The sequence below is a fragment of the Paenibacillus sp. NRS-1781 genome (assembly GCF_050467745.1).
Classification (GTDB): Bacteria; Bacillota; Bacilli; order Paenibacillales; family Paenibacillaceae; genus Paenibacillus; species Paenibacillus terrae_A.
In genome coordinates, this window is sequence record NZ_JBITPI010000012.1 from 1 (window position 1) to 14,718 (window position 14,718).

General features: G+C 45.2%; 15 protein-coding genes and 1 riboswitch. Of the genes, 4 read left to right on the plus strand and 11 right to left on the minus strand.

The genetic code is table 11. The annotated features are described in order from the left end of the window. Positions 1 to 197 precede the first annotated feature (197 nt). From ACIFO6_RS03545 to ACIFO6_RS03570, 6 genes are all read right to left on the minus strand, one after another. Complete coding sequence (locus ACIFO6_RS03545) at positions 198 to 1,838, minus strand: ABC transporter ATP-binding protein (RefSeq protein WP_430038251.1); 1,641 nt, start codon at positions 1,836 to 1,838, stop codon at positions 198 to 200. A 142-nt stretch (positions 1,839 to 1,980) separates the two neighbouring features. Further along, positions 1,981 to 2,274, minus strand: coding sequence for an ArsR/SmtB family transcription factor (locus tag ACIFO6_RS03550; protein ID WP_430038253.1), 294 nt, complete (start codon positions 2,272 to 2,274; stop codon positions 1,981 to 1,983). 25 nt (positions 2,275 to 2,299) lie between these two features. Then, positions 2,300 to 2,920, minus strand: coding sequence for an SdpI family protein (locus ACIFO6_RS03555; RefSeq protein WP_430038255.1), 621 nt, complete (start codon positions 2,918 to 2,920; stop codon positions 2,300 to 2,302). A 298-nt stretch (positions 2,921 to 3,218) separates the two neighbouring features. After that, positions 3,219 to 3,938 (minus strand): hypothetical protein, encoded by a 720-nt coding sequence (locus ACIFO6_RS03560; RefSeq protein ID WP_430038257.1) that lies wholly within the window; start codon positions 3,936 to 3,938, stop codon positions 3,219 to 3,221. Positions 3,939 to 3,952: 14 nt separating this feature from the next. Next, a complete protein-coding gene (locus ACIFO6_RS03565) occupies positions 3,953 to 4,996 on the minus strand; it encodes a radical SAM protein (protein ID WP_430038259.1) in 1,044 nt (347 codons plus the stop codon). A 325-nt stretch (positions 4,997 to 5,321) separates the two neighbouring features. Then, positions 5,322 to 6,158 (minus strand): YitT family protein, encoded by an 837-nt coding sequence (locus ACIFO6_RS03570; RefSeq protein WP_430038261.1) that lies wholly within the window; start codon positions 6,156 to 6,158, stop codon positions 5,322 to 5,324. Positions 6,159 to 6,643: 485 nt separating this feature from the next. On the opposite strand from ACIFO6_RS03570, the gene ACIFO6_RS03575 reads away from it, so the two are divergent. Further along, complete coding sequence (locus tag ACIFO6_RS03575) at positions 6,644 to 6,796, plus strand: hypothetical protein (RefSeq protein WP_010348453.1); 153 nt, start codon at positions 6,644 to 6,646, stop codon at positions 6,794 to 6,796. A gap of 117 nt (positions 6,797 to 6,913) precedes the next feature. On the opposite strand, the gene thiC is transcribed toward ACIFO6_RS03575, so the two are convergent. Both thiC and ACIFO6_RS03585 read right to left on the minus strand, forming a co-directional pair. Beyond that, on the minus strand, positions 6,914 to 8,701 hold the full coding sequence (thiC, locus tag ACIFO6_RS03580) for a phosphomethylpyrimidine synthase ThiC (RefSeq protein WP_430038263.1): 1,788 nt from the start codon (positions 8,699 to 8,701) through the stop codon (positions 6,914 to 6,916). Between the two features lie 181 nt (positions 8,702 to 8,882). After that, a riboswitch (TPP riboswitch) is annotated at positions 8,883 to 8,995 on the minus strand. Between the two features lie 107 nt (positions 8,996 to 9,102). Then, positions 9,103 to 9,846: an IclR family transcriptional regulator gene (locus ACIFO6_RS03585; RefSeq protein WP_430038265.1), complete on the minus strand. Its 744-nt coding sequence runs from the start codon at positions 9,844 to 9,846 to the stop codon at positions 9,103 to 9,105. Positions 9,847 to 10,145: 299 nt separating this feature from the next. Here ACIFO6_RS03585 and ACIFO6_RS03590 point away from each other — a divergent pair, with 299 nt between their 5' ends. The 3 genes from ACIFO6_RS03590 (at position 10,146) to ACIFO6_RS03600 (ending at position 12,787) form a co-directional block, all read left to right on the plus strand. After that, on the plus strand, positions 10,146 to 11,183 hold the full coding sequence (locus ACIFO6_RS03590) for an alpha/beta hydrolase (RefSeq protein ID WP_430038267.1): 1,038 nt from the start codon (positions 10,146 to 10,148) through the stop codon (positions 11,181 to 11,183). A gap of 64 nt (positions 11,184 to 11,247) precedes the next feature. Next, a complete protein-coding gene (locus ACIFO6_RS03595) occupies positions 11,248 to 11,409 on the plus strand; it encodes a hypothetical protein (RefSeq protein WP_430038269.1) in 162 nt (53 codons plus the stop codon). A gap of 28 nt (positions 11,410 to 11,437) precedes the next feature. Then, entirely contained in the window at positions 11,438 to 12,787 is a 1,350-nt protein-coding gene (locus ACIFO6_RS03600; RefSeq protein ID WP_430038271.1) for a Fe-Mn family superoxide dismutase, read from the plus strand. Positions 12,788 to 12,823: 36 nt separating this feature from the next. Here ACIFO6_RS03600 and ACIFO6_RS03605 read toward each other — a convergent pair whose 3' ends face one another. The 3 genes from ACIFO6_RS03605 to ACIFO6_RS03615 all read right to left on the minus strand — a co-directional run bounded on the left by ACIFO6_RS03605 (position 12,824) and on the right by ACIFO6_RS03615 (position 14,689). After that, the gene (locus tag ACIFO6_RS03605) at positions 12,824 to 13,669 is read right to left on the minus strand and encodes a lipoate--protein ligase family protein (RefSeq protein WP_430038273.1); all 846 of its coding nucleotides are present in this window, start codon (positions 13,667 to 13,669) and stop codon (positions 12,824 to 12,826) included. Positions 13,670 to 13,789: 120 nt separating this feature from the next. Continuing rightward, a complete protein-coding gene (folE, locus tag ACIFO6_RS03610) occupies positions 13,790 to 14,383 on the minus strand; it encodes a GTP cyclohydrolase I FolE (RefSeq protein WP_430038275.1) in 594 nt (197 codons plus the stop codon). 51 nt (positions 14,384 to 14,434) lie between these two features. Continuing rightward, entirely contained in the window at positions 14,435 to 14,689 is a 255-nt protein-coding gene (locus ACIFO6_RS03615; RefSeq protein ID WP_044646118.1) for a YneF family protein, read from the minus strand. Positions 14,690 to 14,718 lie beyond the last annotated feature (29 nt).

The following is a 14,718-nucleotide window of genomic DNA, read 5'->3' on the forward strand; positions in this document are numbered from 1 at the left end:
TTGGTTATTCAACAGGCGTGTAAATATTTAATCTATTTCGCATGAAAGTCCTCCTTAAAAAGCTAAAATCCATTTCATTACGTCACTAAATACGGTTATAATTACTTACCTATTCTTTCAGTATCTCTAAATAACCATAATCTAAATAATCAACAGACCATGATGTGATTCTAACTAATAATTTTAGCAACTAAGATTTACAATGTAGAGCTCATGTGCGAAATTCTCCCGTTTTCCAAATTAAATTCCGCTGATATTTTCATTTCATGATTGACTTTGTGAGTTACTATTATGATGATTGTATCAGGATAATTCTGATGTAAGTTATGAAAAATAAGACTTTCATTCTTCAAGTCTAATTCTGAAGTTGCTTCGTCCAATATAAGGACATCTGGATGCTGTAACAACGCACGTACTATCATTAAACGTTGGGTTTGTCCTCCACTTAGCGAAATTCCATGAGGGCCAACAAGAGTATCGTATTGTGAGGGGAGAGCCATAATCTCATTATGCAGGCCACAACCTTCACACACCTCATACACTTTCTCTGTATCCACATCTACCAGACCGAATATAATATTTTCCATTATTGTGCCGTTAAATAAAAAGAAGTCCTGTGACACAAACGCAAAATGTCTAGCAATCTGATTCGTTGAAAAAGTACCTAGATCACTGTCCCCATAAAAAATTTTTCCTGTTGTTGGCCTTATTATACCAAGCAACAAATTCAATATTGTCGTTTTTCCAGCTCCACTGGCCCCGTCCAAGCGGATTGTTTGCCCTTGATCTATTCTAAAAGAAATACAATTTAGCAAGGGATTACCTTCCTGGGTTATGAAACTTACATCTCTAAAAACAATCGAGTTCTTATTGGGTAAGTCCTTTTCTCCAGCCGGGTATTCCTTCACAGGAAATAACAATACTTCTTTTATCCGAGCCAGTGAAGCTTTCATAACCTCCAGTTGAGGTAATATTGTAGAAATTTGGCTTACCGGTTGATAAAGAGCGCCAATATATCCATAGAAGGCAAGCAAACTACCGATCGTTATTTTACCTTGATGAACTAAATACGTACCTGCAATTAAAATAGATACGGGTCCTAACAATGCAATCAAAGAAGATAGGCAGGTAAAAAAATTAGACCATACGGTGACTCTAATAAAAATCTTTGCATAATTTTTAATGTGTAATGAATATACACCATATCTTTCTTTAAAACCTTGTTTTAGCTTAATATGTTTCATACCTGCAAAATCTTCATCCAAACTGGTTAGAATTGCAGCCTTATTCTCTTGAAGTTGCATACTTAAACCGTGAAGTTTCCGACTAAGGAGTTGTATAGTTATAACAAAAAAAGGAATTGTTATAACCCCTATTAATGTTAATTTCCAGTTAAGATACATTGTTACCCCAATATATATTACTATGGTTAAACTGTTTATTAGAACATTTAGAACAACACTTGTACATGTTTGTCCTACAATCTCGATATCATTTGTTATTCTGGTTAAATACTCCCCCCTTGGTATTCGGATATACGTCATATAATCCAATCTATAAATATGTCTATATAGATCTTCACGCATATCAATCATCATTTTTTGAATAAAACTTGAAGAAAAGTAACTCTGCGTAATAGACAATAATACCTGCAAGATTGCAACAACAATGATGAAGCAAATAAGTGGAAATAAAATATCAATTCTTTTCTCTATTAAAACCTTATCCATTATAATCTTTATATAATAAGGTCCAGGTGTAGAAAGTAGCACAGAAAGAAACAATAAAAAAATGACTTGTAGTAGCTGAAATTTTCTTTTGTAAATATATTTCTTCATATACGACATAAGTTACTTCCCTCCCTATCATTATTTTTTTATATTTACTACTAATAATAAGAGAAAGAAACAAGCACCACTATACATTAACTTGTTGCCCTAACCCTAGAGCGATCCCTATTTTAGTTTCCCTTTCCCTAAGTTAAGTTTTAGTAAATTTCAATGAGATAAATGCAATGAACTCTTCAAGTACAGATAAACTCGCAGAATAAAGGATAAAGGTTCCAGATTTTCTTTTAGAGACCAGTCCACTTCGATATAAAATTTCCAAATGGTGGCTTAACGTGGAATCAGGAATATTTATCCTTTGATTAATCTCCTTTACCGTGAGGTCTTGCTGAATAAGAATAGAAATAATTTCTCTACGGGTTGGATCAGCCATTGCCTTGAATATGTCCTGCATATCCCCACCTCTGAATATTGTTTTCCCTGTCAAAATTGTATATTCGTATCCGTAGAAGCTACTTATTTCTGACCAGAAGAGAAATAAACAAGCTGATCACCGTTGGTAAAAAAGAAGCGAGCACCATGTATTCATTAACTTGTTGTCCTAATCCTAGAGCCACCCCTATTAAGCCAAAGGCTATCCAAATATAAGCAGAGATGCGATGCGTTTTCTTCCAGGCACTTTCATTCGAAAGCAGCCATGGGAACTTCAAACCAATTAAACGGTTAGGTGTTAATTTAGTGAATGTGACACCTACTGTTAAGTGCGATATCGCCGAAACTAGTAAAACTATATTTAAGGGACTGAAGTAAATAGCATTTGAATACAGTAACATTAAAAAAAGAAAAATAAAATTTAGAACAACAAACATACTGGAACATATTTTACGATATGGAATCAAATTATTTTCAGAAAATTGTTCTCTATGTTTCGAGAATTTTGGGTACAAGACAACAATTAGAAAAGAGATAATCATCGCTCCTGATGACACAATAAAAAAAGCTAAAGGGTGCTTTAGAGGGTTCATTGAAGGCAATAAAATAAATGAATTTATGAAATGCAACATAATAAATAAAATAGAAATCTGAATCCACGGCTTTTTAAATTCTTTTTTAAAATCATAGTTATTCTCCATTCAAAACAACCTCACTTTCGATCTGATTTTCAGTTGATTTTAGAAGTAGATGCAATAAAATTCTTTGAGTATAGTATGATTGGATATTACTCTGATACTTTTTAACAAACTCATATTTCTGTATTCCCGGAAATATAAAACTACAGGGCAAACAAAGAACTTAGATTTATAACACTTTAATGTAAAACAAGGGGATGGAAGTGAAGCCACAAAATCAATAAGAGTAACATCTTTTATCCACGCCCCCAGATACTTCTTACCAACACATTAAACTGTAATAAATCTAAATATCAGCTTGTTACAGGATCGGATCAAGAGATAGCTTTTGTGACAATCTAGGAAATAGTCCATTTAGCTCATCATTAAACTTGTTTATTAGCACCTCGTCTACTTTCGCAGCAAATTCATAGTCAGCCAGCAGCTCTGCCATTGCTAATACTGATGGAGTTTCTTTTGAAAAATTTAATGATTGAAATTTTTCAGAGGCTACTCCCGCAACTTTTACAGCCGTCCAGAGTGCTAGGCCAACAACAGCAGCTGCCGTTACTGCTACACCTACTTGTGCTACTACCCCCAACGAAGTATAAACAACTGCTGGAGTTACAGCTACAGCAGCAGCAAGTGCTTGAGGCTCAGCATCTGCCTCTGCCTTGATAATGAATTTATCAGGGAGCATTTTATTTTTTTTCAGTATCTCCACAAACTTAACAGCATTGCGATTAAGTATTGAATCGCCGATTTCAGGTTCTGCAGATATGAGCAACTTTCTAATATCATTTCTATCCCGGTCAATATCAATATAGCCTACGCTAAATTTTTCAAAATATGCTTTAGGATTTTTAAAAAACTTCATAAGTGCCTGTTGTGAACTCATAATGGATTCAATACATTCTTCCAATTTTGTGGGCTGCTGAAGGTCTTCAAAACTCAATCTAAAGCCTTCGTTTGTTTGTTGTGCCTCTGTAATATTTAATACGCTTAACGGCTTTTGGTATAATCTTGTTTTTTTACTTCCCATTTTCATTTCTCCCTTTAAGATATTTTTACTGCTTGTAAATAATACTTCCGTTTTACATAGTACCTGAATAACACTTCGTCTTTTATTTCACTCCAATATTTGGAAATCACCTCCTTTACAGATTCATTTCCATAAATAACAGCACAAGCTTGACAGTTATGAGTTATAGTAGCATCAAATCCTAATGTTGGTTCTTTTGTAGTTGCAAAATGATATATTCGTTCCGGTCCATCTACCCATATCCATAATTTCAAAAAATCCTCAAACTGTTTATTATAAAGTTCTTCCAAACTTTCAGATTTAAATTCTCCAATTTTCATTTCTCTAATATGCTCCATCGTTATGCCACAACAACTTGCTAGTTGTGAATTTGGAGTTAATGCCAAATTAGTTAGGATATTATCGCATCCTTCAAAAGAATCCATTGATTTATAATTTCTCTTAGCTATATTAAGCGGAACGATTTCCCTCTCTTTGAAAAAGGGAACCCATACATTGTTAATAATCCGAATGTTATATCTATGCTGATCACGACTCATGAAATCTTTGAGTTCTGGATGATTAACTGCATCTTCATATTTAAAAGTCGAATTTTCAAATCCTTCTACCACAATTATGACATTAATACCAAACTTAGCGGCTTCTATGGCACCATTCACAATATTATCAAAAGGAACAAACTCCTGATGGTCGTTGCCAGTAGAAAAATTCAGTTCCTTTAATCCTGCATTCCTAAGAGGCGCTATTCTTCTCTTGGCAGCCTGAGTGGTGCTAGCCCAATATCCATTACTAACACACCTTGTATTAAGTCCCAAAGAACTTGCACACTTGACGGCCTCAACCAAATCATTACCTAGCAGAAAACATTCTCCACCTGAAAAAACTACTCCTCTTAAAGTTTCAAAAGCTTCTTTTCCTTCCTTGATAAATGCAATAATATCTTCTAATGGAACTCTTTGTTTTAAATGTGGCCCACATTCGAAACAACACTCTTTACAAGCAGCAGTACACTTATAGGTCCCTAGAACAGTTAACGTATTTGGTGAAATCAAGCTCATAAGTAAGGCCCCCTCTTTCCATTCATATTTAAAAATTTCGATAAATTAAAACAACCATCTCAATAAAATGTAAAATAAAAGAATTAAAATGAATATATTTGAATAAAATATATATTTTTGTCTAATAATAATACATATTCTTCAAAAGAAATAGAGAAAAAAATCACAATTTACTAATATTATTTACAAAAAATAGTTTTCTTTCTGGAAAGAAGTTATTACCTACCTACTCAGATTCGATTATTGATAGATTCATCACAACAACAAAAAAGCCGATTCCTCAGGACCGACTTTCAACTGTATTCTCCTATATATTGCACGCCAACTACTTCGAAATATCCAAAAAGCCCTCGCCAAACACATCCCGCACGTCATGAATCGTGATAAACGCCGCTGTGTCGATAGCCTTCACAATCTTTTTAAGCGCTGACACCTCTTGCTTGCTGATGACAATATACAGAACTTCCTTCGGATTTTTCGTGTAGTACCCGTGGCCTGACAGGACTGTAACTCCCCGATCCATTTGGGTAATGACCATTTCTGCAATTTTTTTTTGATGCTCCGAAATAATCATGACCGCTTTCTTCGGGTTCAGACCTTCGATCATGAAATCCATAACCTTCGTACCGACGTACAAAATAACAATGGTCAGCATGAGCTTTTCCGGGCCAATAATAAAATAGGACGAAAATGCAACAATCAGATCAAAAAACAGCAAGCCATAGCTGATGTTCCAATCCAGATATTTGTTGGCGATCCGGGCCAAAATGACCGTTCCCGCCGTTGTTCCGCCTACTCGCACGATCAAACCAATCCCGATACCCACCAAAACCCCGGCAAATACGGCGTTAATCGTCGGCTCATGCGAATCAATCCGCCAGTTGGCCGTTAAATGTAAAAACAACGAGTTAAAAGCGACTGCAATCACGGTGTACAGGGTCGTTCTCTTGTCCAAAAATTTATACCCGACAATCAGCAGCAAGCCATTGATCGCCAGATTGACGATCGAAGGGGACCACTGAAACAGGTAGTACAAAATAATCGTGACCCCTGTAACGCCCCCCTCGCCAAACTCATTCGGGATAACAAACAGATTAACAGCCAGCGCGAAAAAAAACGCACCCAGAATAATAAATGCGATGTCTGCAATTCTTTTTTTCATATATGTCCTGGTCCTTTCTTAAACATTTCAAAGGATGAATCGCCAGATGGATTGGCTGATCCTAGTAGCTAAAACACGCTTACAACCAGTTCATGGTATCCACTCCCAAACATAAAGTCAATACAACTTTGACACTTTAATTCGCCACCAGACTGACTTCATTTTGACTTATATAAGGATCTTCGACAAAAAAACACGGTCCCGACTACTAAACTAAGAAAACGGGCCTCTGGCCCTTGTTCTGGACCTAGGCACATTTTCCCTCAGAATGACCATACACCTAATCCTCATTTTGGACACATATGACCATCTTCCTGTTTTATGTAAAAAGCGTTTTAATTTGAAAAAATGCGTTTATAATGATTGAAACATTACCAAGCAGTCTACCCGGTATTACGGCATCAAGTACATACGAATAGTCCTATACAGACGTCCTAAGCAACTCAATCTGAATTTGACAAAATGGAATTGGAGGAACTACCTACATGAATACAATGAATTTAACTGTACACACCTTGATGCCCTTTCATCACCAATACCAACGTGCCAACGCAGTGAGTATGCAGAAGAAGGAAGACAGCTCGGAGAAGAAGCTCAGCTTTCAGGACATTTTGAATGAGAAAATGGGTAAAAAATAAAGCAGCCGTTTATCCGGTTAGATGATCCCGCTTTACATAAGCTAAAAAGCCGTGGCCCCTACATCATCTGTAGAGAACCACGGCTTTTGTTATTCATGTGTTTATAAGTTTAAGGATTTACTGCCCGGCATCCCGATACTGCTCTGCCTTCTCACGCATCCCGGCGGCTACCGCTTCTTCGGTGTCCAGCCCCTTATCTGCCGCATAGGCGCGAATGTCCTGCGTGATACGCATACTGCAAAACTTGGGACCGCACATTGAGCAAAAGTGTGCTTCCTTGGCTCCCTCTGCTGGCAGCGTCTCATCATGGTAGGACAAGGCCCGCTCAGGGTCGAGCGAAAGATTGAACTGGTCGCGCCAGCGGAATTCAAAGCGTGCCTTGGACAAAGCATCGTCCCGCTGCTGCGCCCGTGGATGGCCTTTGGCCAGATCGGCTGCATGTGCCGCAATTTTGTACGTAATGACTCCTTCACGAACATCATCCTTGTTCGGCAGGCCCAAATGCTCCTTCGGCGTCACATAGCACAGCATGGACGTCCCGAACCAACCGATCATTGCCGCCCCAATCGCCGAGGTAATATGATCGTAGCCGGGCGCAATATCCGTCGTGAGCGGTCCCAGTGTATAAAAGGGAGCTTCCTTGCAAATCTCCATTTGCAGGTCCACATTCTCCTTGATTTTGTGCATCGGGACATGTCCCGGCCCTTCAATCATAACCTGAACATCATGCTTCCAGGCAATCTGCGTTAACTCGCCCAACGTATCCAGCTCAGCAAACTGTGCCTCATCATTCGCATCATAGATACTGCCTGGACGTAGACCGTCTCCGAGGGAAAAGGACACATCGTAGGCTTTCATGATTTTGCATATTTCTTCAAAATGCGTGTACAAAAAGTTCTCCCGATGGTGCGCAAGACACCAAGCCGCCATAATCGACCCTCCACGGGACACAATTCCCGTCATTCTGCTTGCCGTCATCGGAATATACCGCAGCAGCACGCCCGCATGAATGGTGAAATAGTCCACGCCCTGCTCCGCCTGCTCAATCAGCGTGTCACGATACAACTCCCATGTTAGCGCCTTTGCTTCGCCGTTCACCTTTTCAAGCGCCTGATACAGCGGTACAGTCCCAATCGGCACAGGGGAGTTACGGATGATCCATTCACGCGTCGTATGGATGTTACGGCCTGTGGACAGGTCCATGACCGTATCCGAGCCCCAGCGTACAGCCCAGGTCATTTTTTCCACTTCCTCCTCGATGGAGGACGTAACCGCAGAATTACCAATGTTCGCATTAATCTTCACGTGAAAATGACGACCAATCACCATCGGCTCACTTTCCGGGTGATTGATATTTGAAGGCAAAATAGCTCGCCCTGCCGCCAACTCCTGCCGCACAAACTCAGGCTCTACCCCTTCGCGGATGGCCGCAAATTCCATTTCGGGCGTAATGATCCCTTGCCGAGCGAAATGCATTTGCGTTACAGTACGCCCTTGCCGCGCACGGAGCGGACGGTTGGTGACGCCGGGAAATTCAGCCGTCTCCCGTTTGGAGCCGGGTTTCAGCCCGTTATCCTCCGGCTTGACGGCACGCCCCTCGTAAGCCTCCACATCGCCCCGTTCCAGTGCCCAGGCTCGCCGTAATGGAGGCAAGCCCTGACGGATATCGACCTGATAGGCTTCGTCGGTCATGGGACCGCTCGTATCGTACACACGTAACGGCTCATGCTGCTCCGTGCCCTGTGGCGTATGTGTGGGATGTAGCGCGATTTCACGCTCCGGCACGGCAATGCCCGGCCGCGTGCCTTGAATATACACCTTGCGGCTCCCTGGAAAGGGCTTTACCCCTCCGGTCTGTTCATCCACTGCGTTCCCTGCTGTTCCCTCTGTTTCTGTCGGTTTCATTGTCCAATCCTCCCGTTTCGATGAAATGACACACCGATCCGAACCACCCCAGGCTGGCTGATCTATGCAAAAAAGCCGGTTCCCCAGGGAACCGGCTAATCTAACGAAACAGCTATCCAGACGGCTACGCACGCGGAAACATACTCCGATGCGTTGCCGTAGACAGCGGCTGCGTATACATTTCAATGGCCGATTACTTCCCTACGCTGGTATGATCCAGATCAGGTGCAAAGGGTCCGGAATCTAGTGCGATTCCATCTCAGCCCGGCATTACAGGCTCCCCCAGTAACTCTGTTAATTCTATTCGTATGAGGCGGCTATATAGGACAACCCGCCATCCCCATCAGACTACTTCAAATTTGCGGCTTTGGCAACCCTTCCCTGGTCCCTTTTTCCAAAAATTATGGAAGCATAAGCCCCATTTCCTTGGCAGCCTCGATCAAAATCGGTGCAAAATCATGCAGCGTCTCGGGCGCTAGTCGGCTGACCGGACCGGATACAGACAAGGCCGCAGCGACCTGTCCCTTCCGATTCACGATAGGCGCAGCCACAGCAGCAGCGCCCGGCTCACGTTCCTCATAGCTGGTCGCATAGCCCTTCTCGCGAATATCCTGCAATTGAGCCTTATAAACCTCCGGATCTACCGAGGGCGGCCATTCGTCCCCGCTTAGCAGGACTTCCAGCTCCTGCGGCGGCATAAAGGCCGCCAGTACCTTGCTGGAGGCTCCTACAGCCAGCGGCATGCGCGCACCCACTGGCGCAACGCGACGGATCGCCTGATTGCTCTGCACGGCCTGAATGCGGATACGCATGCTGCCATCGCGCAGGTATAGGCTGACCGTTTCGCCCAGACGGTCACGCAATCCTTCCATCGCTGGCTGTAACAGGATCGCCGGCTCGTCGCTTTGTGACAGATGGGTGGATAGCTCCCATATCCGGATGCCAAGCCGATATTTTTCCGTTGCGGGATTCCGAACGACAAAGCCCCGATCCTCCAGCGTGGTCAGCAGCCGATGGACGGTACTTTTATGTAAACCAATTTTGGAGGCAATCTCTGTCAGGCCCAGATCGGAATCTCCGGTAAAACACATCAGTATATCAAGCGCACGCTCCACGGCGCGAACGGTTAATTTACGGTCTTCCATTGTGAACCGCTCCTCTTTGTTCCATATTCGTTTCACACCATGAAACATGGTTACATAAATTATATAGAATAGTCGTGGCTACTGTAAACCAATGTTTTTGTGACAGCCATATTACAGAACGAGGACAAACATCGACAATTCTTTGCATCATTTTTACTTTTCCGGTTCAGCCGTTGACTTTGGATAACACGCATCATACGATAATAGGTATCAATACGGGCATAGACTATCATTTTCAAGTGAAATTGTACCTAGAATTATATGAAACGAAGTTCATTTTTATATAAGGAGGCTCTTACATGATTTCGACATCCCAGCGCAGCTCTCAGCTACAGCATGCTGTCCAGGAGCCGTCCACCCCACTGATCAATCCCCGGCTGCTGCGGATCAAGCATGTTGTCATTGCCTTGCTGCTGTCGGTCGTATTTTTTCTATTGTTTTGCTTTATTACCCTGCACGCCTATATCGCATGGGTACTGACGAATCCAGCTGTCGCGCCACTGTACTCGAACCCGATGCAGGCCAAAGGAATGCCCTACGAGGATGTCAGCTTCCCCGCCAAGGACGGCAGCCGGATGGTGCAGGGCTGGTATATCCCGGCAGATCAATCGAAGAAAACGATTATTTTCAGCCACGGTTATGGGGCCAACCGCGAAGAAAGCTGGATTCCGATGTATGATCTGGCCCATTATGCCCACCGTTTGAATTTTAACGTTGTCATGTTCGATTACGGATTCGCATCACAAAATAACAAAGCCGTCGCAACCGGAGGCAAAGCGGAATCCCAGCAGCTTCTCGGGGCGATCCAGCTTGCGAAGCAACGCGGTTCCTCGGAGATTATCGTATGGGGCTTCTCGATGGGGGCAGGAACTGCTCTTCAGGCGGGCTTGCAGACCAAGGATGTGGACGCCATGATTTTGGACAGCACCTTCCTGCTGGAGCCGGATACACTGTACCATAACATTCATAATCAAATTGATCTGCCTCGCCATCCGTCTCTGGAAATTCTGGAGCTGCTGTTTCCAGTCTTGAACGGTACCAGCCTGCATCAGATTCCATATCAAGAGGTCAAAGCAGAAAACTATCCGTTCCCGATCATGTTCGTACATGGGACGCAGGATGAAAAGGCTCCTTACCCGATTGCGGAAAAGCTCGCTGCCAATCAAACCAACCCGCTTTCCAGTGTATGGATTGTCAAAAAAGGGCTGCATGAGCTTATTTTCAGAGAGCATCCACGTGAGTATTTGCGGCGGGTATCGACGTTTTTAAGCGGTGTACAAGAGCTGGAGGACAAGAAAATGATCGCTAATGCCAGTAAACAAACGACTACGAAGTAACGCTTCTATTGTAGAAGCCATACTCCTTTTAATATGGAGAAGCCCGTCTATGGACACTTAGCCCGTGTCGAAGCGAGGCTTCTTTTTTGCGTCCAACTATGTATTCATTGTCCCACATTACATGTCCGTGCCGGATCGGGGAGTTTATAGACATATTCCCGATGAGACGGCGAATATACTGGGTACGTATGCATCCGGGTCAGGTTCTTGGGACCAGCCCGGATAGCCATAGTGGGATACGGGAGGTAAAAACGATGCTGAGTACTTACGGGTCTTTCCTGCCCTTACGTGTGCTGGAGGAAATCCGGCATTGGAAGCAGCAGGAAAGCTGGCATGTGGAAGTAATTAAGTCCGCTACAGAGGGGCTGGAGCCTGATTACGTGCGGCTGCTGGATGACTGGAGGACGGTATTCGAGCAGACGGAACGCACCGCTATAGAGCTGCTTGAAGAGCAGCGAAGCGCCCTTGATCCGGCAGATCAGGCGTGGCATCGTCAATGGGAGCGGTCGTCAGCTGCTGCACAAGCACAAGCCGGGCAATCGAGAGAATCGGGGTCAGGATCGGCATCAGATTCACAGCCTATCTCACAAGAGCTGAATCATCGTCTGGACGAATTGCTGCAAACCGCAAACCGCCAGTCACAGGAGTATGTACGGCAGCTCAGTCTGCTGACCGAGCACAGCCATGCGTTACGACAGCAGCCGAAATCCACCGGAATTGTGTTGCATGCGGCATATGAGAGCCAGTATTTCCTGATCTCGACCAATCCCTTTCAGGAGCCCGGCTCCATTGCGCGGGCCACTGCGTTGTTTCATGTGGCGACAGAGGGTGAGGATTACCCCGAGGATGCGCTGCGAGAGCGGCAGACAGGGCAAACAGACGGCACGAGGTGGGAAGGACCGTGGGCGAACAAAGACAAAGGCGTCCAGTCCAGCCAGACAGAGCCTTCGGCTACGGAAAAAACTTCCCCCGGCCGATCTGTTCCTATCGGGGGACATCGTTTGCCGCCGCTTCCTTATCCCTATAATGCGCTTGAACCGTACATTGATGAGAAAACGATGCGTATCCACCATGACAAGCATCATCTAAGCTATGTGAATGATTTAAACAAAGCGGAGAAAAAACTGGAGGAAGCCCGGAAAACGGGTGATTTTGACCTTGTGAAGCATTGGGAACGCGAGCTGGCGTTTAACGGTGCAGGCCATTATCTGCACACTCTTTTCTGGACAATTATGAGTCCTCAAGGCGGTGGAACACCAAGCGGGCCGCTGGCGGAGCAGATCAAAAAGGACTTTGGCAGCTATGAGGCATTCAAGAAGCAATTCAGCTCAGCAGCCGAGAAGGTCGAGGGCGGCGGCTGGGCTATCCTGACGTGGAGTCCACGTGCAGGACGGCTTGAAATTTTGCAGGCCGAAAAGCACCAGAACCTGACTCAATGGGAGTCCATTCCGTTGCTGGCGATAGATGTATGGGAGCATGCCTATTACTTAAAGCATCAGAACGAGCGCAACAAATACATTGAGGACTGGTGGCATGTCGTGAACTGGCCTGAGGTGGAAAAACGCTATGCCCAAGCCTCTAAGCTGAGATGGCAGCCGTTCTAAGCTAAGACTCCTCTGTAGCCAGGAACATACTTCCCACTACACCTGCGAATCGTATCGCTCTCTGAGCGCTCTCATTTGCTCCGTCAGTCCTTGCGGCTGTAGCAGTGAGCCATCGGCAGGCACAATCGCCGCCCGGCTCTCGACTACACGGCGCAGCGATGCCGTATAAGCCTCAACCGACGGCACCCCTGCCAGCTCCGCCAGGCTGCCCATCGTTGCCGGATTCACCTGCGGATAATCCGGCTTCGGCACGCCCGTCGGCGCAGCTCCGGCTGCCTCCGCATAGAACCGCTGCACCGCCTGTGCGCGCTCCGCGCCACTGCCCTCAATCATCACAAAGGCCGTGATGATATAGGCCTTGGCCTGCCGCCGCTGCGCAATGCCGCAAAACTTGCGGCCTCGGACGCTGACATCGTAATCGCCGGGACAGAAGGACCCGACGATTTCCCCGGTCTGTGCATCGGCAGACCACGGGGCCAGCGCATCGGCAATCAGCCCCGCCATAAGCCGAAAATCTTCATGCAGGCTGATTGCTCGCTGCGGATTCGGCAGGATCAGGGACAGGTTCAGTACCCCCCTGTCCAGCATCACGGCCGCTCCGCCCGAGGGACGCACACATACCGAGGCTCCGGCGTTCCGCACACGCTCCATCGCCTGCGGCGCGTACGGAAGCCTGCGGTCCCGGTGGCCGATCACCAGCGCAGCCGGGTGTCGCCATAGATGCAAAATAGGCGCAGCTCCTTGCCCTACTTGCCGACAGGCCAGTTCCTCCCACGCCAGTGGAGACAAAACATCCGTCTGAGTGGTCACGAGTGGCGCTTGAAACCATTGCAGATCAGGCAAAACCGTTGTTTTGTCTGCTGACATATGTACATTCTCCATACGCTATCCTCCTTCAAAGCAGCTACCGGCTACCTATTCTCATGTTAGCAAAAAAGAGTGGTTACGCCTATGCGTAAACCACTCTTTTTTAATCATCACATCACCGTCACGCCTGTTCGGTCAATCCTTGAGCAACGAGAGGAACTCTGCACGCTGCGCAGCATCATCACGAAACGTTCCACGTACCGCAGATGTTACCGTTTTGCTGCCAGACTTTTTGACGCCTCTTGCGCACATACACAAGTGCTCGCCTTCCACGACCACCATAACCCCGTGAGCGGAGACCGCTTCATTCAAAATATCTGCAATCTGTGCCGTAATGCGCTCCTGAACCTGCAAACGACGCGTCACAGCCTCAACCAGACGGGCAAGCTTGCTTAGTCCTACAATTTTGCCGCTGGGTACATAGCCGATATGCACTTTTCCGAAGAAAGGAGCCATATGGTGCTCACACTGGCTGTAATAGACGATGTCCTTCACAATCACAAGCTCCTCGTGATTTTCGTCGAATGTTACACCCAGCGCATCCCGGGGATCAACCTCATAACCTGCAAATATCTCCTCATACATGCGCGCTACGCGTGCCGGTGTTTCCAGCAAGCCTTCACGCTTGGGGTCCTCACCGATCAGTTGTAGAATCTGCTCCACATGGTACTCGATTTTATCCCGGTTATCCGCAGCTTTGCGGTTAATATAATCTTTTACGCCAGCCACAGTAATCCTCCTCTGTGCAACCTCATGCGGCATTCGTGCTTATGTTGCTCATTATTTACGATTGCCCTGATTTTTACGCTGACCTGGCTGATTTTTGGAGAACTGCTGGTTCTTCATCATCTGCTGGGCCTTCTGCATTTGCTTCCCATTCAGGTTATAACCCATCTGTTTGGCCATTTTTTGCAGCGTCTCAGGATCGTTTTGCATCTTTTCTAGCTGTTTGCGAAGATAATAAGCACCGATGAAAAATCCCCCGACCAAACCAACAATCAGGGTAATGATCGGAATGACAATATTCCATACCACGAAGTCGTCACCTCTGTATATTTATATGA

What these genes read in the sequence shown, in the direction of transcription:
- ACIFO6_RS03545 (WP_430038251.1), bottom strand. Translation starts at nt 1,838, where the DNA reads ATGAAGAAATATATTTACAAAAGAAAATTTCAGCTACTACAAGTCATT.
- ACIFO6_RS03555 (WP_430038255.1), bottom strand. Translation starts at nt 2,920, where the DNA reads ATGGAGAATAACTATGATTTTAAAAAAGAATTTAAAAAGCCGTGGATT.
- ACIFO6_RS03560 (WP_430038257.1), bottom strand. Translation starts at nt 3,938, where the DNA reads ATGGGAAGTAAAAAAACAAGATTATACCAAAAGCCGTTAAGCGTATTA.
- ACIFO6_RS03565 (WP_430038259.1), bottom strand. Translation starts at nt 4,996, where the DNA reads ATGAGCTTGATTTCACCAAATACGTTAACTGTTCTAGGGACCTATAAG.
- ACIFO6_RS03570 (WP_430038261.1), bottom strand. Translation starts at nt 6,158, where the DNA reads ATGAAAAAAAGAATTGCAGACATCGCATTTATTATTCTGGGTGCGTTT.
- ACIFO6_RS03575 (WP_010348453.1), top strand. Translation starts at nt 6,644, where the DNA reads ATGAATACAATGAATTTAACTGTACACACCTTGATGCCCTTTCATCAC.
- thiC (WP_430038263.1), bottom strand. Translation starts at nt 8,701, where the DNA reads ATGAAACCGACAGAAACAGAGGGAACAGCAGGGAACGCAGTGGATGAA.
- ACIFO6_RS03585 (WP_430038265.1), bottom strand. Translation starts at nt 9,846, where the DNA reads ATGGAAGACCGTAAATTAACCGTTCGCGCCGTGGAGCGTGCGCTTGAT.
- ACIFO6_RS03590 (WP_430038267.1), top strand. Translation starts at nt 10,146, where the DNA reads ATGATTTCGACATCCCAGCGCAGCTCTCAGCTACAGCATGCTGTCCAG.
- ACIFO6_RS03600 (WP_430038271.1), top strand. Translation starts at nt 11,438, where the DNA reads ATGCTGAGTACTTACGGGTCTTTCCTGCCCTTACGTGTGCTGGAGGAA.
- ACIFO6_RS03605 (WP_430038273.1), bottom strand. Translation starts at nt 13,669, where the DNA reads ATGGAGAATGTACATATGTCAGCAGACAAAACAACGGTTTTGCCTGAT.